Origin of the sequence: Paenibacillus anaericanus (genome assembly GCF_003994475.1) — a bacterium.
GTDB lineage: Bacteria > Bacillota > Bacilli > Paenibacillales > Paenibacillaceae > Fontibacillus > Fontibacillus anaericanus.
In genome coordinates this window covers 25,072-44,141 of record NZ_RZNY01000030.1, presented here as the reverse complement: position 1 = coordinate 44,141, position 19,070 = coordinate 25,072, and the positions used below count along the sequence as shown (strand labels likewise).

Here is a 19,070-nt window from a genome sequence, read left to right as displayed (position 1 = left end):
GGAAGAGCCGGTCAATCAAGGTGATGTTATCGTTCGCCATGACGCCGGCTTTTTCTGTTGCACTAAAAGAACGCTTAACCACTTAGAGCAAATAGCAGAATGTATAGGGCAGAACTGAAAATTCAACTTGATGCAATGGTGGCGGCCCGACTTTAAAGAATACTCATTGAGTATCAGCATTTTCATTAAGAAATGACATCGTTTCGTGTCCACAACCTCAGGTCTTCGATCGGGTGCAACTGAAGATGGAGAAGAGTAAAATTTACCGAAATCTCGATATCTTGGACGCACGGGAGCAGGAAGTGATAAAAGGAAGATTCGGGTTGGAGCATGGGGGAGAAGAACGGACCCAACGCGAAATCGCCAAAGAGCTCGGCATTTCCCGTTCCTATGTGTCAAGGATTGAGAAGCGGGCGCTCATGAAGCTCTATCATGAGTTTTATAAGGCGAAGCGGTGAGATAAATATGTTGTACCTACTCTCCTGTGTGATTCCATTTGGAACCACTCAGGAGAGTTTTTATTTATTCCGATGAGAAATCTCTGTTCTATCAAGGAGCGAGTGATAGGACATTTGATACATCTGGGAATAGGATCGGGCGGGGTAGTGCCCTCGTAACCCAAGCCAATGGTTACTCCCGCAATTGGCTCCTGTGAGAGCCCGAAATAATGGACTATCTCTCTATTGTAAGAATATTAATAGTACAAGAAATTATGTATCTACCCTATAAGGGAGGTCGGGTTAAGTGCGTGATTATCGTTACTATAAGGAAGTTTGCACCGGGATTCCGATGCCATTTGCCTTCGTTGATCTGGATATGCTGGAGCAGAATATTCAGAGCGTTCTTCAACGGGCGAGTGGGAAGAAGATCCGTATTGCGAGTAAATCGATCCGTTCTGTTGATGTGCTCCGGCGCATTCTTCAGGAAAATGCACAGTTTCAGGGGATCATGTGCTTCACGGTGCCTGAAGCACTCTATCTCGCGGAGCAAGGATTCACCGACTTGCTGCTGGGCTATCCAGCGGTGGACGCACGCCAGCTCGCGTCCGTCGCGAGGCATCAGCGTGAAGGGTGCAGCATCACGATGATGGTCGACTGCAGGGCGCATGTCGAGCAGGCGGAAGTGGCAGCCGCCAAGTACGGCGTGGTGTTGCCGCTCTGTGTGGACATCGATTTGTCGATAGATGTCCCGGGGTTGCATTTCGGTGTATGGCGCTCACCTATACGCTCCACAGATGCAGCGCTTGACCTCATCAAGCGCATCGCGCAGTCGAAGCATGTCGTGCTCGAGGGGCTCATGGGTTACGAAGCGCAGGTTGCAGGCTTAGGCGACCGTGTGCCGAGGCAGGCTCTGAAGAATGCGTTCGTGCAGTTACTCAAGCGCCGCTCGATCCGTGAAGCCGCTATCCGGCGGGCGGAGCTAGTCGCGGCGATCGAGCGCATGGGCCTTCCTCCACTGCGGTTTGTGAATGCAGGTGGCACGGGCAGTCTTCATACAAGTAGCGTGGAGCCAGTCGTCACCGAAGTCACGGCTGGATCGGGGTTTTATTCGCCCGGTCTATTTGACCACTACCGGGACTTTACTTTGCTTCCCGCCGCAGGATATGCGATCGAGATCGTGCGTCAGCCGCGCGGTGATCTCTACACCTGCTTAGGCGGTGGGTACACGGCTTCGGGAGCTGGAGGCAGCGACAAACTGCCGCGTCCATACCTACCACAAGGTGCTTCACTCCTTGCAATGGAAGGGGCAGGCGAAGTCCAGACACCAATTCGCTACAACGGGCCAGAAGAGCTGGAACTCGGCGATCCGATCTTTATGCGTCATAGCAAAGCAGGAGAGTTATGCGAACGATTCACACATCTCTACTACATTTCGAATAACGGTATCGTTGGCGAGACGACGACATATCGTGGGGACGGGCTATGTTATCTATAAATTTGAAGGAGCGCAATAAGAAAGAATGGCGGAATTGGTCAGGACTCGTACGTGGATTGCCGAGTAGTATCGTATATCCTGCCAGCATAGAAGAGGTGGTCGAGATTGTTAAGACATGCGCCGCCGTAGGATGGAAACTGCGTGTCGTGGGATCTGGACATTCATTTACGAGGCTAGTCCAGACCGATGATGTATTGGTCTCCTTGGATCAATTGCAGGGTGTGATTGCTGTTGATTCGGAGAAGGGCATTGCTGAAGTGTGGGGCGGAACGAAACTGGACCGACTCGGGGAAGAATTGCATGCCTTTGGCGTTGCGCAAGAGAATCTTGGCGATATTAATGCGCAATCCATTGCAGGAGCGATCAGTACAGGAACACATGGGACGGGAGCGCGGCTCGGGAGCCTCGCAACTCAAGCGGTAGGCTTGACGGTGGTGATAGCGACTGGGGAAACTATCGAATGTTCAGCCGAGCAGGACAAAGAGCTTATTCGGGCGATGCAGGTGTCATTAGGGATGTTCGGGATTATCGTGAAGGTGAAGCTACGTGTTGTACCTTCGTATGCACTTCGCTATACGAGTCGCAAAATATCATTCTCCCAATGCTTTGATCACCTGGATCTATTCAAAAAGGAAAACCGTCATTTCGAATTTTATTGGTTCCCTTATACGGATGTCGCTCAAATAAAACTGACCAATAAGACGGATGAGGTCCCCGGAACGCCAAGCCGTTGGAGTTATTGGAAGGTCTTGCTGATGGAGAATGTGTTGTTCTGGGTTATGTCGGAGTGCTGCCGCATCATTCCGCGCCTTTGTAAGTCGATAAGCCGATTATCGGCAGCAGGTGTACCGGATGTACAAGAAGTGGGGTATAGTCACCGCATTTTTGCGACGCCACGGCTCGTTCGGTTTAACGAAATGGAGTACAGCGTACCGGTAGATCACATGCGAATCGTACTGGAGGAAATACGTAATGCGGTAGATCGGTATCGATTTGCTGTTCATTTTCCAATCGAATGCCGCTATGTACAGGGAGACGATGTATGGCTCAGTCCGGCGACTGGACGTGATTCTGCCTATATCGCTGTACATATGTATCGGGGGATGGAGTATGCTGATTTTTTTGCCAAAGTAGAGGATATCTTCAGACAGTATGGCGGGAGACCTCATTGGGGCAAAATGCACACGATGCGCGCGGAGCAGCTCCGATCGGTATATCCGAAGTGGGATGCATTTCTTCGTCTTCGACAAGAGCTTGATCCTTCGGGTGTATTCTTGAACCCTTACTTGGTGGAAATGCTGGAATTGAGCGACCAGACGCACGAGCTTATTGAAACGTAACGAGTTCATGATGATTGGTATTTAAAAAGCCCCGAATCCGGTATGGGTTCGAGGCTTGCTTTGAATTATCTATTTCTGTTTTATTTAGCGATGATTCCTAACTATGCTGAGTGTGCTCATGTTTTTTACATGTTACATTCACCGCCCACCAACAGAGGATTTATATGGTAAGATGCAGAATGTGAGGAAAGAGATTTATTTTATCCGAGGCTACTTCCGTTCTACATTATACATATAAAGGCAGGGGTAAGATTGCGTAGCGAGACTATCTTATTGGTTGATGATGAACAAGGTATTTTGACCATGCTAGAAACATTATTGAAAAAAGAAGGATTCGAACGAGTTGTCACAGTGACTACAGGAAGCGAGGCTTTGCGCCGAGTCGAGGCTACTTCATTTGATCTTATCGTGCTCGACGTAATGCTACCCGATACGGATGGTTTTGCCCTGTGCCAAGACATCCGCAGGCTTACGTCGGTTCCGATTCTATTCCTGACTGCACGCTCAGGTGATTTGGATAAATTAATGGGGCTCGGCATTGGTGGGGACGACTATATCACCAAGCCCTTCAACCCGCTTGAGGTTGTTGCGAGGGTCCAGACTCATCTACGTCGGCAAAGTCTGTATCAACCACGTGTCCTACATAAATCAAACATTTTTGATTACGGTGTATTTGTTGTGAATAAATCTTCTGCTCAGGTGATGGTCAATGGAACCGATATTCATTGCCCAGCCAAAGAATTCGAGTTACTCGTTTTTCTGTGCGAGAATCCAAACCAGGTGTTCACGGCCCTTCAATTGTATGAGCAAGTATGGGGGAAGGCGCTGATGGGGGATGAGAAAACAGTCGTTATCCATCTATCAAGACTTAGAAAAAAGCTGGAGGCAGATCCGGCTGATCCGAAGCTTATTGTAAATTTGCGGGGTATCGGTTACAAGTTCCTTCCACCGAAGAAAGGATCTGCTCATGAAAGTTAATTTTCGTCTCATCTTTCGTCTTGCAATTCATGTAACCCTAAGTCTGGTTCTTCTAGCCGTGCTCATAAACATAGAGCTTTTTGTTCTAATAGAATGGCTATTGCCCCAGGAGGGGGATAGGCAGGATGCTTTCGTGCTGAACGGCATGCTCCTCCTTATCGTATTCTTTGTGCTATTTCTTGGCTGGACGATAGGGAAGCCGCTATTCTACATCATAGGTTGGATTAATCGGTTGGCCAGTGGTATATACGTGGAGCCAGATCATCATCGCAAAATTTATTCCAGAAACAAAAAAAAGCTAAAGAGACCCTATCACTTGTATAAAGAGCTAATTGTTCAATTACATACCTTAGCGGATGTCTTAGAGACAAGCAAGCAGGCTAGAAGCCATAGCGATAACATGCAAAAAGAGTGGATTGCTGGTATTTCCCACGATTTAAAAACCCCGCTCACCTATATTAAAGGGTATTCCTCTATGCTGCTTACCCCTCACTATGAATGGAATACGGAAGAAAAAACGAAGTTTTTGATGGAGATTGAGCATAAAGCCGATCATATGCAAGAGCTCATTGGCGATTTGAATTTATCTTTTCGAATGGATGACCAACAGCTCCCTCTAAATTTGGAACCAACGGACCTCGTTGAATATGTGAAAAGAATAATGGTTGATGTGGCCAATGATCCGAGGGCTGTTGGTTATAACTTGTCTTTTGAAGCCGACGAACCCTATTTGGAGAAGCTGTTGGACATCAAGTTACTTGGGCGGGCGCTAAACAATCTGTTGCTTAACGCCATTTTGCATAATCCAGCCGGGACGAAGGTCCACATCCAAATCACGCGAACTACTCACCTAAACATTAGGATTACCGATGATGGAATTGGGATGGACGAGGAGTCATTGGAAGGTCTTTTCAATAAATATTACCGAGGGACGACTACCGATTCACGCTCGGAGGGGACGGGACTTGGTATGGCGATTGCCAAACAGCTGGTGTTGGCACATGGAGGAGACATTCGTGTGACTAGCACTGTTAACGTCGGCACAAGTATAACGCTCATGCTCCCGCTGTAAAGTTAGCCTAGAATTCGTCTGTCGTTTACCTGAATGTTACTTTCATCCTCTACAATTTCTCTTATAGTGCGAGTTCAAAAAGGTCGGTTTTCAGCACCAAGAAGCTTGGATGAAGATAGGGACAGAGGAGCGGAACGTACGTAGTGGGTACGTGAGCACCGGAAGGCCCGGCTGAATTCAAGATTCGATGCCGAATCAGCTTCTTGAGACACTTCGTGATCAAAAGCGGACTTTTTGAACAACCTCTTATAGTACATAGAGAATGAGGGGGAAAGGACATGCAGCTGGAGATTAAACAAGTGAGTAAACAATATAAAGGTGACGTCTGGGCGTTACGGGAAATGAATCTACATATGAAAAAAGGAATAGTGGGCTTGCTAGGTCCTAATGGCGCTGGCAAATCAACACTTATGCGTATTCTTGCGACCATATCGCAACCAACGACTGGAACAGTTACCTGGAATGGGATCGATATTAGGAAAGAACCCGATGAACTGCGGCAGATGCTTGGTTATCTGCCACAGGATTTTGGTGTGTATCCTCACTTAAACCCTATCGAATTTTTGGAATATGCAGCAGCTTTAAAAGGCTTGGGTGGACGCCAGACGAAGAAGCGAATCATGGAGCTTTTGGAGCTTCTGAACTTACATCATGCGCTGAAGCGTTCAATCGGCAGCTTTTCCGGTGGTATGCGCCAACGGATTGGCATTGCTCAGGCTCTTCTTAATGATCCGCGATTGCTGGTTATCGACGAGCCAACTGTTGGACTAGACCCGGAAGAGCGTGTAAGGTTTCGCAGCTTGCTGACAGATTTATCTGGGGATCGAATCATCGTTTTCTCCACACACATCCTATCAGATATTGAAGCGACCGCAGATCAGATTGCTATTCTATCCGAAGGAAGACTGCTGGCTCACTCCGATCCAGCTAGTCTCTTACGCAGTGTTCGAGGAAAGGTCTGGTCCGTGATCATTCCGGATGAAGAGATTCAGAATGCCCGGGCCAAATGGACAATCAGCGGTACAATAAGGCAGGATAATGGCTTGCAGCTTCGTATCGTCTCGGATGTTCCGCCACTACCTGAAGCGATAGAAGCGAATCCCACTCTTGAAGATGCCTATCTCTACATCAGGATGAAGCAGGGGGAGGTCTAGGATGAATGGCATTCGTACGATCTATCATATTGCCCGTGCTGATCTTCTCGAAAGAATCAGACAATATTCCTTTTTAGTCACACTGGGCATCACCATGCTGGTTGCTTATTTCTTCGTACCTCCCGCGGATGCTGGATTCGTAACGCTTTATTTTGACAAATATCGGGGGATCTATAATTCAGCCTGGGTAGGTGGAGCCGTCGCCCTCTCCACGACCTTATTCCTCAGTTTGTTTGGATTCTATTTGGTGAAGAACAGCATTCTAAGGGACGAACGGACCCGAGTCGGGCAAATCATCGCATCGACCTCGGTGAAAAAATTCCACTACTTACTCGGGAAGGCGCTCAGCAACTTCGCTGTTCTATCGATTATCGTATTCTTTATCTTAATCGTCGCTCTGATCATGCAGGTGGTAAGGGGAGAGGTGATGCAAGTTGAGCTGTGGCAATTGCTGTCTCCATTTGTATTCATGGCGTTGCCTGTCATGGCTGTCGTTGCTGCCTTAGCCGTGTTGTTCGAAACAAGGCCAGTTCTGCAAGGAGGGCTAGGGAATGTACTCTATTTTTTCCTGTATATAATTATCGGTACTAGCTCTAGCTTTTCGGCATTTGGAACGGAAATCATTACGTCAGATATGATGAATGAGGTTGTGTCGATTCACCCGGACTTTACGGGTTCCTATAGTATTGGGATTCTCGTTCTAGAGCAACCACTAGAGCTGTTCGAATGGCAAGGCGTAGAATGGACAGCAGCAATCATGCAACAACGAGCCTTGTATTTCATTCTGGCCTTCTTAGTCATTATGGGGGCAACCTTGTTGTTTCGTGGCTTTAAGGAGGATTCAATCAAGGTAAAGAAAGAGAGTGGAAGCAGTCAGCAAGTAGTTAGGGATCCTGCGGTCGCCGATTTGATCGATAATGATAAGGGGGAATCGTTCCAAAGCATTCAAGTTGCTGATCTTACTCCGGTGAAAGTCCGCAAGTCCTTCCTAGCTTTGGTGTTTGCAGAATGGCGCTTGATGATGAGCGGTGCTTCTATGGTTTGGTTCGGGATAACAAGCATTTTAATCATTCTCTGCATCCTTTTGCCTGCATCATCTACCTCACAGGGGATGATAGGACCGATAGCTTGGATTTGGCCGCTGATGTTATGGTCGGGCATAGGAAGTCGAGAAGCACGCCATCAGACATATGATCTAGTTGCTTCGACTCCCCGATTCGTCATAAGGCAGTTATCAGCAGTATGGGTTTCCGCTGTCATGCTGACCTGTCTAACAGGGAGCGGCATGGCCATACGGTTCATTTTGGAGGGGAATGTGGAAGCTTTGGCGTATTGGGTGGCGGGTGTTATTTTGATCCCAAGCTTAGCTCTAGCCTCTGGTGTACTGACGAAGACGAATCGAACCTTTGAAGTGCTGTACATGATCATCTGGTATCTGGGTCCATTTAACAAAATGCCTTTTCTAAATTTTATGGGCGAAGTGCGGACAACGGAAGACTCGTGGGTAGCTGGTGTCGGATTGAATGCCTGGAGTATGAGTTTTATTTATATTCTAATAGGTATTGGTGCGCTATTACTTGCCTATATGTCGAGAAAGCGGTGGCAAGCTTTATAAGGATAGTTTGAGTGTCGATATGTAGTTTAACATTAATTTAACACGCCTCTTATGCATAAGTGATATAACAGTAACAACTAGGTGAAAAGGTGGCTGTTAGATGAAACTAAGCAAAGAGGAAAAATCATGGATTTTATATGACTGCGGCAATTCGGCCTATTCCATGGCGGTTACAACTGCTTTACTGCCTATCGTATTCGGGATGTTTTCGAATGTAAACAACAGCATGGATTTGGGGTATTTTAATTCGATTGCAAGTATTCTGGTGGCTATTCTTAGTCCGATTTTAGGGACGATGGCAGATTATAAGGATAAGAAAAAGCGCTTCTTCGTATTTTTCTCTTTGATCGGCGTACTGGCTACAGCTTCACTGGCGTTCGTTGCACCTGCGAGTGGACAGTGGCAGTTATTGATTGTATTCTATATCCTGTCAGTCATAGGTTTTGCTGGAGCTAATATTTTTTATGACTCCTTTCTCGTGGATATAACCACTGATGAAAGGATGGATAAGGTATCCTCAAAAGGCTTTGCTTTTGGATATATCGCCAGCGTCATTCCATTTGGTATCAGTCTACTATTGATTCTATTTATGGGGATGGATAAATCGATCGGTTATCAGATTGGATTTATAATCACTGCCCTTTGGTGGGGATTGTTGACCATGCCTATGATCAAGGATGTGCAGCAGAGATTTTACATTGAACCTGAACCAAAACCGATTATTAATAGCTTTAAAAGACTGGGAGACACATTCAAGAATGTCAGACAGCATAAAGTGGTATTTGTTTTTTTAATTGCCTACTTTCTTTATATAGATGGGGTAGATACGATCATTAAAATGGTGGTTCCATATGCCACATCAGTTTTGGGTACGGATGCCTTGGACACCTTCAGCTTACTGGGAATTTTATTAGTCATCCAGATCGTTGCTTTTCCTTGTGCAATCCTTTACGGTAATCTCGCCAAAAAATACTCAGCTAGAACGATGATCATCGTGGGCATTTTTACATACATCATTTCCTGTATCGCTGCTTATTTTATCACTTCAGTTTGGCATATATTTATTCTGGGTGTATTAATTGGATCTGCTCAGGGCGGAATTCAGGCGCTCAGTAGATCCTATTATGCGAAGATTATTCCTAAAGAAAATTCGAATGAATTCTTTGGCTTTTACAATATCTTTGGCAAGTTCGCGGCGATTGTTGGTCCTGCTGTGATGTCTTTAACAACAACCTTAACAGGCAATGCAAAATTTAGTATTTTAGCAATTATTCCATTATTTATCGCTGGATTTTTCGTATTTATAACTTTACCTAAAGAGCAGCCTGAACTTGATGATAGACAAGGGGTAACCTTATGAAATCAATTACAGAACAAACGGCAATGGCCAAACATCTGATCGTCATCTCATACGATGCCTTTTCAGAAGACCAATGGGAAATGGCAAGCCGTCTTCCAAACTTATCGAAATTAATTAACAACGGAGCGCATAGCAATAAATTGAAAAGTGTGTATCCCACGCTCACTTATGTGGTGCACACTACAATAGCAACCGGTGTATATCCGGATAAACATGGCATACATCACAATAATCCGCTTCAGCCGTTTGTTAAGGAAGAGGAGCAAAGCTGGTTCTGGTTTAGAAATGATATAAAGGTGCCCACGATTTATGATGCTGCGCGCGAACATAACCTGAGCACAGCCGGAATCCTATGGCCGGTATCAGGTAAATCCTCAATCAAATACAATATACCTGAAATCAGAGCCTAAAATAACGAAAATCAGGCACTGAAGATATTGAAAAGTGGTAGTCCCTTATACTGTATCGAGATGGAGCTGAAATACGGACGAGTTCGAAAAGGGATTGAGCAGCCCTATCTGGATGACTTCACAACAAATTGTGCTATAGAAACGATTAAGCGCAAAAAGCCTAATCTGCTCATGATGCATATGATTGATCTGGATGATACCAAGCACGCTTATGGGACTGACAGCGACGAAGTAATGCAGGTAGTCACACGTATGGATAAAAGGCTAGGCGATATTATGCAGGCAGTCGATGAAGCAGGTATAAAAGATGATACGATTTATTTGGTTTTGGGTGATCATGGACAGTTCAATGTTAGATACAAAGTACATTTGAACAATCTTTTGCAGGAAAAAGGTCTGATCTATGAAGATAACGGCGAAATGAAGTGGAGAGCTTATTTTCAATGTGGGGGAGGATCGGCTTACCTGCATATCAAACAGGGTGATGAAGAAGCTGAACAATCAGCATTAGCTGTTATTGGGGAGTATATGAACGATGACTCTTTTGGAATAGAAAAAATATATGCTAGAGATGAACTGGATCATTTTCATGTGGGCCAAACAACAAAGTATATGCTTGAAGCTAAGCGAGGTTATTGTTTCGATGAGAGCATGGATGAACCAACGATTGTCGATTTGGACAAGCAAGGCGTTAAATATGCGACTCATGGCTATTCTCCTGATAAAGACGATTATAGATGCAACGTGGTTGTCTCCGGAGATAAGGTTAAAAATGGCTATCACATCGGGGATATTGAAATGGTAGATATAGCCCCTACGATAGCAAAAATTTTAGGGATTGATTTTAATCATTGTGACGGAACGCCTTTAGATGAGATTTTCATTTACTAAAACAAGCTGTGCGAAATCATAGTTACTAGCGCTAAACTTGGTTTACTAAATAACGCGCTGACGAGAGGAGATAACCATTCTCTCGTCAGCGCGTTATTTGTTTACCTTGAAGGAGGTGAGGGGTCTATTGTTCTCGATTAATCTACATTCTCTCGGAGCGGTCCAAGAGTTACCCAACCGTATCGAATATAAATAACACTAGGTGTACTTAATCTATTACAAAGAGGTGGTTCATGTGAAAAGGCAGGTAGTTCATGGGAGGAAGCGGGGCCTTCTAGCGAGACTTAAATCTCAACTTCAACCCAAGCGCAAACCCAAACGCAGCTTGAGTCCGAAAGTAACAGCCAAAACCATCGGATTTGCGGTTATTGGTGATAGTCATGTGGGGTATGGCAACAGTTCAAGCATCTTTAGAAACCTTCTGCCCAAAGCTGTGAGCAGCGGGAACAAAAAGTTTGTAATTTTCGGGGGGGATAACACACAAGCGGGAGCTAATCATGGGAATAACGCAGATGCCTACTATAAGGATTTTAAGGATGCAGTTACAAGCACGCTTGGGAGCATCCCTTATAAAGCATCCATAGGCAATTGGGAGGCAAGTACTCAGCCCTTATTTACAAAATATTTAGGAGCTGTTGCCGGACAAATGAATTTTCCGGGAACGCAGGCTAAGGTGAAGTATGTATGGCTTGATTGTGCACTTGGAAAGTTCACTCCAGCTAGTATAAGCTTGTTAAAAAATTTGGATGATCAGCATTATTATATTATTGATTTCCATTGGCCTTTGAAAGTGAGCGGGATTACGGTTGATCCTAGTCATGTGTTGAGTGGGGCGGAGACTAGTAAGTTTTTTACGGCCATTCCTGTAAAAGTGAGAGATAAGGTGCTGGCCATTTTCACACATCATGGGCATAAATTTTATCGGAAGCTTAGTAACATTTATCCCGGATATACCAAGACTAAATTCTTTGTATGTGGGTGTTCTGGTGATTATAAATGCAAGCCAAATGGTGTTCGGGGTTATTACAATGCCACATTGACTATCAAAGGGACTGTGCTCAATGTCGATGCTTACAAGGTGTCGGTCACTTAATGAAACATGAAAAAATAGGACGAATCAAAAAGGGGTTTGGCAATAAATGTCGAATTACTCATAAAAATGTGCCTTTTTTCATAGAGAGCAGGTTAGTTTATGGATAATAATCGACAATTAAATATGGATAAAGTTATTCATATGAGACCACTCATTTTAACTTCCAAAATCTCATTTCCATCGGTTAACAGCCATTATGTGCCAAGGCCTCGGTTGATGGAGCAGCTAAATGAGAGTGTAAGGTTCAGGTTGACACTCGTTACTGCTCCAGCGGGATCTGGCAAGACGACTCTTGTTAGCAGTTGGGTCACTCAGTGTAATCTCAAAGCATGTTGGGTTTCTTTGGAATCCGTAGATAATGATTTTAACCGATTCTGGACTTATATCGCAGCTGCGGTTGATAAGTGTTCACCTGGTTTTGCAAGAAGGGCAGATTACTTTTATCAATCCTCCCGCGGTGCATCTGTGGAAGCGATGGTTTCGTTTATGTTGCATGAATTGAATCAACTATCGTATGAACTGGTTCTAGTGCTAGACGATTATCATGTGATTGATAATTTAGATATTCATGATAGTATTTGCTTTCTTCTTGAACATCTCCCTCTTCATATTCATCTGATCTTAATGAGCAGAAATCTTCCTCCTGCTTCTTTTCCATTATCACGCTTAAGAGTTCGTTCGCAATTGATGCAACTAGATAGCTTGGATTTACGGTTCACAAGGAATGAGATTCAACTACTGGAACACAAGTCACTGGGTCACGCGCTCTCTTTGGAAGATCTTGTCTTATTGGAAGAGAAGACGGAAGGATGGGCAGCAGGTCTGATCCTTGCTTTCTTATCCATGTCTGGAAGAAGTGATCATGCCTCTTTTATCCAATCGTTCGCTGGTAATCATCGCTATGTGCTTGACTACTTGATGGATGAAGTGCTGCTAAGGCAATCGGAACAGCTTCAGTCTTTATTATTGCAAACTTCTATATTGGATCGATTTAGTGCGTTGCTTGCTGAAGCAGTTACAGGAAACCCTCATTCATCAGAATTAGTTCATACTCTTGAGAGCTCCCAAATGTTTCTTATACCCTTGGATGATACGCGGGTCTGGTTTAGGTATCATCATCTTTTTGCTGACATGCTGAGGGAAAGATTACAACATAAATGTAATGCTGAGGAAATCGCTGAGTTGCATCGTAGAGCCTATCACTGGTATGAGAGCCAAGGCATGTTTATGGAGGCGATCCAGCATGCACTAACTAGCGGTGACCATGAGATAGCCGCGCATATGATGGAACGGAATTTCTCCGCGATCATCACACAAGGAGAGGAATCGAGGCTTAAGTTATGGCTGGGGCAGACGCCACTTCTGAACATTATCCATCGCCCTGATTTATTCTATTTTCAAGCGGGAACCATGGCAAGATCAGGGCATATTGCAGATGCTAGACGTTTCCTAGAACGTGTCGAACAGATTCTTACTATAGAAGCTTCTACTTTTACTCCCGAGGTAATGAAGGAGGTTCAGATGCGGATGGGATTATATGGTGCATCACTCGATTTCTATCAGGGGGATGTAGCTTCGTTTATCCAAGCACTGGATGTCAACCGAGAGGGATTACTGCGGTTTCCTTCGATTGTACATGTTGTTAATTTAGGTGAAGCACTGCTTTATCGCGGACCAATTGGGTTTGGTGGAAGATTGAAGAAAATGGCTAATTTGATTTCGCTGGTCTCAACTTCCGAAGAACGAAGAGCTATCATCCACGCTACGTTGCAAGGACATGGTTTTGTGTTTCTTGCCGATCTGAATTATGAATGGAATCGGTTAGATGAAGCGATAATCGCACTGGACCAAGGCGTGTCTGCGAACGCTATCGAGCCTAATCTGGGTGTGATGACTCCAGGGTACATATTGCAATCCAAGATCTATCAGGCTGAAGGTCATCTATTGGAAGCAGAGCAGACGATAACAGGAGCCATAAGTGATATGGAGGCTGTACATTCACCGTATTGGCAGTTGTTGCTTGAGGCCAGGCTTGTTCGGATCAAGCTGACAAGAGGAGACGTGGATGCAGGTCTACAGTGGATTCAGTTACGTCATTTACAGGTTATGGATAAATCCAGTGTTCAGAGAGAGTACGAGCATGTGACACTCGCACGTGTTCTAATGGCCAATCATCAGCAAGAAGAAGCTATTCGGTGGTTAACCGTGTTATTAATCGAAGCCAAGCGGGCGGATCGTCTGGGCAGTCAGATCGAGATACTGCTCCTGATGGGACTGTGTCATCATGCTCTAAGGCAGCATTCACTTGCAGTTGATAGAATGGATCAGGCATTAAAGCTAGCGGAGCCAGAAGGATATGTCCGTATTTTCCTAGACGAAGGCAAACCACTGCTACGCTTGTTAAGCTGGTGGTTGAAGGAGAAGCGATTAGATGAGGAAGAGTTAAGCCTCTATGTGGAACGTCTGCTTCAAGCGTTCAGCTTGACTACCTCGAGTGTAAGACAGAAGCGAGCGGCTGGTCGCAAAGATGACAATATAGCTTTGGTTTCTTTGACCGAGCGGGAGAAGCAGATTATGCTCTTGATCACGGAAGGACGATCGAACAGTGAAATTGCCGAACAACTCTTTATTGCTCCAGGGACGGTCAAACGCTATATACATAACCTTTATCAGAAACTAGAAGTTAGTAGTCGTGTGCAAGCTGTAGCAAGAATGAAAGAGTTATTAACCGAATAATAGTGTGCGAGTTAGAGAACTGCTTTCGAGCGGTTCTCTTTTTTTGTCGCGAGAACCCTATAGCCACCGTGGCACAATGCACGTACAATAATCAGGAGTGGACCAATGAGGCATCTCATTCTAACCGTTACAAATTCGGGTGCTAGCCTTTGATCCATGAAATGTCATTCTACTATGTTGGAGCGTGAAGTAATTGAACAGATTATTAAGCTTTAATCGCAATGGTAGATTTAAAATTGTACAGTTTTCTGATACGGAGTACATGGATGAAGCAGGTAAACTTAACGAACGAACCGCAAAGATGATGTCAGACGTGATCCTTGCTGAGCAACCCGACCTTGTTGTGTTTGCAGGCGACGTTATTGGGAGCTTAGGCTGTAAGGATCCCGAAGTGTCATTCCGAAATGTAGTAGCGACTCCTGAAGAGCTTAATGTCCCATGGGTTGCTATTTTCGGTAATCATGACTCAGAAGGGGGTATAAGCAGAGAACATTTGATGGATATACAATTAAGTCATGCCTATTGTGTCGCTGAACGTACTGCAGAACATGTCAGCGGTGTAGGAAATTATATATTAAAGTTGTTGGATAGCAGTGGTGATAGATCAGCAGCAGCCCTATACTTTTTGGATAGTGGTAGCTATTCACCTCTCCCTCATATTAATGGATATGATTGGATCCATAGAGATCAAATAGATTGGTACGTATCTCAATCGATGGACCTCAAGGATGATAATGGCGGGCTACCTGTTCCTGCACTAGCGTTCTTACATATTCCTTTACCTGAGTATCAAGAAGTGTGGAACACAGCCGTTTGTTATGGGGAAAAGAGAGATGAGGTTAGCTCCCCTCGCGTGAACAGCGGTCTCTTTACCGCAATGGTTGAGATGGGTGATGTCATGGGAACCTTTGCTGGGCATGATCATGGCAATGATTACTGGGGGGAGTTACATGGAATTCGTCTTTGTTATGGAAGATCATCGAGCTATATACTATGGGATTCGGACATTCCTATCGGTGCAAGAGTGATTGAACTGCAGGAGGGATCGAGAGCGTTCGAGTCTTGGTTACATCTAATTGACGGAACGATCATACAAGAGCAACCTGCGCATTTACCTGTAGAGAGTAACCATCCGTAATCTATAAGAGTTAGGATTTGTGATCAAATTAAAAGAGTAGCCACAAGTGAACTGCATCTCCATTGTTAGAAAAGTCTAACAGATTGGCTGCAGCTCAAACTTGTGGCTATTCTTGTGGCTGTGCTTTCATCTAACCATTACGCGAGAGATTTTTTTGTTTAAATTGTGCGAAACGTAAAGTGGAATCCATAAGTTTTATCCGCTGGTAGGGTGAACTCTTCATGCGTTGGTGCATTCCAGCTATCGTCTCCACCTACACCCATTTGTTTGTAGTTCACTCTTACTACCGTTTTATTACTAGCAGGCAGTTTATATACATGATCGTGAGCTTCTAGTTCCTCTGGTGTCCATGGAAGGGCATTAAGTTCAAGTACTGGGTCACCTTCAATACGGATGCCAGATCCATTCGTCCCTTGCGTGATGCTGGCATAGCGAACATCCGTCTTGTTGCCGCATTCTTGGGGCCGGATGTAAGGAACAAATTGATCTTGGATACGCCCAGAGAAATAACCAAGACGTGCTCCTGTTTTGCGATCCCAGTAGTTTTCATGAGGACCACGCCCATACCACGATACGGTGTTGAGCGAATCTTTTAACACAAACATCATCCCGATCTCGGGGATTTCAGGCAACCCTTTACCTGGTGAAAACTCTTCAAATACGTTGATGGATCCATTACTACCGACTTTGTACTCCAATGTAAGCGAGGAAACAGGCACGGTATGCAATAAGTACTCGGCATGAACGATAACATCATCACTATCTTTATGCCATTCAAACGAGTTGAGTGTGCTTGTATCCCATACCGTTCTCCAAACAGCGCAACGTTCGTTAAGCTTGTTACCCAAATCGTTATCCGTAACAGCACGCCAGAAGTTTGGACGTACGGGTTCAAGTAGAAGCTCCTCGCCTTCGTTCTGAATCGAGGATAGATAACCGTTTGACTTATTGAATTGTAAGCAGACATCTGCAACCTGAACGATCAACTGATCTGCCTGCTCCTTCAGATGAACACTATCACTGCTTGTTGTCTGGGCAGGGAGAGCCTCATGCCTAGAATTAGGAAGGACGAATTGTTCCCAGGCCACTTCATGACCCACTTCTGCCCAAAGAGTAGGCTCTTTAAGTACCACACTGAGCGTTAGAACATACTCACCGTCTGGTGTCGATTCATTAACATGAACGAAAGGAACAGTAATTTCAGCAACATCTCCTGCTGGTACAGTAAGATCTATCCCGCCAGTTTGAACTATTTGCCCATTGCAGGCTACTTCCCACTTTAGATCATGCTCTGCTAGATCCGTGAATAGATTCCGGTTAGTTACCCGGATATGTCCACTGTCTATATCAACTGCTTCGAACTTGACGTTCTGGTAGCATTTCTTCACTTCATAAAGCTTCGGAGATACGGTGTGGTCAGCAAATATTAAGCCATTTCCGCAAAAATTCCCGTCATGAGGTGATTCACCGAAGTCTCCCCCGTAAGCCATTTGTACAGTTCCGTCGGCTTGCTCAATACGAATGGCTTGATCGATCCAGTCCCAAATAAACGCACCTTGTAAAATATCATATTTCTCAAAGAGCTCCCAATACAGATGCAGGCCACCACAAGAGTTACCCATGGCATGACTATACTCGCATATAATGTAAGGTTTTTTGGGATCATTTAGGGCATATTTCTCCACATCAACCGGTTTGACGTACATCGTACTTTCGATATCAGAGGCTGCACTACTTTCGCGATAATGGAATTGACCTTCGTAATGGACAAGCCGGGTAGGATCCTCCTGCTTAAGGAAATCATACATAGAAATAAAATTGTCGCCACCAAACGATTCGTTGCCGAGTGACCAGATGATAATCGAGGGGTGGTTTTTGTCCCGCTGAAACATTGAATTACACCGGTCTAATACATTGTCGCGCCATTCAGGTTTACTACCAGGAACTGTGTGTTCACCTAGTTCTTTCTGTCCATAACTCCATGATCCATGCGTTTCCAGGTTCGTCTCATCAATGACATAAAGTCCATATTCATCACACAGTTCATACCAGGTTGTTTGATTCGGGTAATGTGAAGTTCGAACGGCATTGATGTTGTGAGCCTTCATTAATTGTATGTCTTGTATCATGTCATCCACGCTAATCGCTCTGCCCGTATCACATGAAAATTCATGGCGATTAACGCCTTTAAAAACAATCCGTTGCCCATTGATCTTCATTAACCCGTCTTTCAGTTCAAACTTCCGGAAACCCACACGGCAGCGAACTACTTCGAGAAGATCACCATTGTCATTACGCAGTGACAGGATTAAGGTATACAGATTTGGTTGTTCGGCACTCCATTTTAACGGATCTAAGACAGATGCTGACAGACTAAACGTTTGGTTTGAGGCACCATTAAAGTTAATAATTTGTGAAAGTGGCTTATCGAACACCGGGTCCTGATTGTGATCATAGAGTTCGGCATCTACATGGATTGCTTCCGTTGTTCTTGCGAAATAATCTTTGAGCTTCACATCTAGTTGCAGTTCAGCATGTCGGTATTGATCATCTAGTTCGGTTCGAACAAAGAAATCATAGATGTGTGTCTCAGGCGCTGTATATAAATACACATCTCTAAAAATACCGCTAAGACGCCAGAAATCCTGATCCTCCAGCCAGCTTGCATCACACCATTTGTAGACTTCAACTGCTAACTTATTCTCTCCTGGGGTAAGATAAGGAGTTATATCGAATTCCGCTGGAGTAAATGTATCTTCGCTGTAACCGACTAAGTCGCCGTTGACCCAAACATAGAAAGCGGATTCGACACCTTGAAAACTAATGAATACGGGTTTTTCCGCCCATCCTTCTGGAACAGTGAAGGTCCGTACATAAGAGCCTACCGGATTGTATTTGGAAGGAGCAAATGGTGGTTTCAGCTCGGGTTCTCGCTCACTCCACGGGTAGTTCACATTTGTGTATTGTGGATAATCGTAACCATGTAATTGCCAATGGGAAGGGACGGTTAGTTCAGCCCAAGAACTGCAGTCATAGTCTTGTTCATAAAACGAACGAATGCGTTTATCTGGGGTATCTGCATAGGCGAATTTCCATAGACCATTTAATGATAAATAGTTAGATGAAGCTTTGAAGTCTCCAATGAATGCTTCCTCTTTGGTATCAAAGGAGATCCAAGTGGCGTGTGCTTCCATTCGGTTTACCTGAAATAACTCAGGGTTGTTATCCCACTCGGGATATCCATTAGCTGGGGGTATATAAACAAGCTTTTGTCGCATTGAATGCACTCCTGCTCTATAATGTAATTGTGTTATATTCACATTATAAAGAACTAATTTTGCTAAAGAA

11 protein-coding genes and 2 pseudogenes are annotated in these 19,070 nt (G+C 44.7%); 12 read left to right on the top strand and 1 reads right to left on the bottom strand.

Annotated elements, in window-relative coordinates; translation table 11 throughout:
- Nucleotides 1-227: 227 nt before the first annotated feature.
- The 12 genes and pseudogenes from EJP82_RS23540 to EJP82_RS23485 all read left to right on the top strand — a co-directional run.
- Nucleotides 228-458, top strand: a pseudogene (locus EJP82_RS23540) (sigma-70 family RNA polymerase sigma factor); the annotation flags it as partial.
- 286 nt (nt 459-744) lie between these two features.
- Nucleotides 745-1,935 (top strand): amino acid deaminase/aldolase, encoded by a 1,191-nt coding sequence (locus tag EJP82_RS23535; RefSeq protein ID WP_127194514.1) that lies wholly within the window; start codon nt 745-747, stop codon nt 1,933-1,935.
- Nucleotides 1,923-3,275 carry a D-arabinono-1,4-lactone oxidase gene (locus tag EJP82_RS23530; protein WP_127194513.1) on the top strand — a complete coding sequence of 451 codons (1,353 nt, stop codon included), beginning with the start codon at nt 1,923-1,925 and terminating at the stop codon, nt 3,273-3,275. Before EJP82_RS23535 ends, EJP82_RS23530 begins: the two co-directional genes overlap by 13 nt.
- A gap of 252 nt (nt 3,276-3,527) precedes the next feature.
- On the top strand, nt 3,528-4,253 hold the full coding sequence (locus tag EJP82_RS23525) for a response regulator transcription factor (protein WP_127194512.1): 726 nt from the start codon (nt 3,528-3,530) through the stop codon (nt 4,251-4,253).
- Nucleotides 4,243-5,325, top strand: a complete 1,083-nt coding sequence (locus tag EJP82_RS23520; RefSeq protein WP_127194511.1) for a sensor histidine kinase — start codon at nt 4,243-4,245, stop codon at nt 5,323-5,325. The genes EJP82_RS23525 and EJP82_RS23520 overlap by 11 nt, the downstream gene beginning before the upstream one ends.
- 278 nt (nt 5,326-5,603) lie before the next feature.
- Nucleotides 5,604-6,479 (top strand): ABC transporter ATP-binding protein, encoded by an 876-nt coding sequence (locus tag EJP82_RS23515; protein ID WP_127194510.1) that lies wholly within the window; start codon nt 5,604-5,606, stop codon nt 6,477-6,479.
- A 1-nt stretch (nt 6,480) separates the two neighbouring features.
- Nucleotides 6,481-8,094: a hypothetical protein gene (locus EJP82_RS23510; RefSeq protein WP_127194509.1), complete on the top strand. Its 1,614-nt coding sequence runs from the start codon at nt 6,481-6,483 to the stop codon at nt 8,092-8,094.
- Nucleotides 8,095-8,194: 100 nt separating this feature from the next.
- Nucleotides 8,195-9,454, top strand: a complete 1,260-nt coding sequence (locus tag EJP82_RS23505) for an MFS transporter (protein ID WP_127194508.1) — start codon at nt 8,195-8,197, stop codon at nt 9,452-9,454.
- A pseudogene (locus tag EJP82_RS23500) lies at nt 9,451-10,755 on the top strand (alkaline phosphatase family protein). The gene EJP82_RS23505 and the pseudogene EJP82_RS23500 overlap by 4 nt, the downstream one beginning before the upstream one ends.
- Before the next feature lie 235 nt (nt 10,756-10,990).
- Nucleotides 10,991-11,848 carry a metallophosphoesterase gene (locus EJP82_RS23495; protein WP_246054405.1) on the top strand — a complete coding sequence of 286 codons (858 nt, stop codon included), beginning with the start codon at nt 10,991-10,993 and terminating at the stop codon, nt 11,846-11,848.
- A gap of 99 nt (nt 11,849-11,947) precedes the next feature.
- The gene (locus EJP82_RS23490) at nt 11,948-14,584 is read left to right on the top strand and encodes a winged helix-turn-helix domain-containing protein (protein WP_127194507.1); all 2,637 of its coding nucleotides are present in this window, start codon (nt 11,948-11,950) and stop codon (nt 14,582-14,584) included.
- Between the two features lie 193 nt (nt 14,585-14,777).
- Nucleotides 14,778-15,722: a metallophosphoesterase family protein gene (locus EJP82_RS23485; RefSeq protein WP_127194506.1), complete on the top strand. Its 945-nt coding sequence runs from the start codon at nt 14,778-14,780 to the stop codon at nt 15,720-15,722.
- A gap of 158 nt (nt 15,723-15,880) precedes the next feature.
- On the opposite strand, the gene lacZ is transcribed toward EJP82_RS23485, so the two are convergent.
- Entirely contained in the window at nt 15,881-19,000 is a 3,120-nt protein-coding gene (gene lacZ, locus EJP82_RS23480; protein ID WP_127194505.1) for a beta-galactosidase, LacZ type, read from the bottom strand.
- Nucleotides 19,001-19,070 lie beyond the last annotated feature (70 nt).

Bases quoted from the DNA above. Each gene is read 5' to 3' on its own strand.
- lacZ (WP_127194505.1), bottom strand. From the start codon at position 19,000: ATGCGACAAAAGCTTGTTTATATACCCCCAGCTAATGGATATCCCGAG.
- EJP82_RS23515 (WP_127194510.1), top strand. From the start codon at position 5,604: ATGCAGCTGGAGATTAAACAAGTGAGTAAACAATATAAAGGTGACGTC.
- EJP82_RS23510 (WP_127194509.1), top strand. From the start codon at position 6,481: ATGAATGGCATTCGTACGATCTATCATATTGCCCGTGCTGATCTTCTC.
- EJP82_RS23505 (WP_127194508.1), top strand. From the start codon at position 8,195: ATGAAACTAAGCAAAGAGGAAAAATCATGGATTTTATATGACTGCGGC.
- EJP82_RS23520 (WP_127194511.1), top strand. From the start codon at position 4,243: ATGAAAGTTAATTTTCGTCTCATCTTTCGTCTTGCAATTCATGTAACC.
- EJP82_RS23530 (WP_127194513.1), top strand. From the start codon at position 1,923: ATGTTATCTATAAATTTGAAGGAGCGCAATAAGAAAGAATGGCGGAAT.
- EJP82_RS23490 (WP_127194507.1), top strand. From the start codon at position 11,948: ATGGATAATAATCGACAATTAAATATGGATAAAGTTATTCATATGAGA.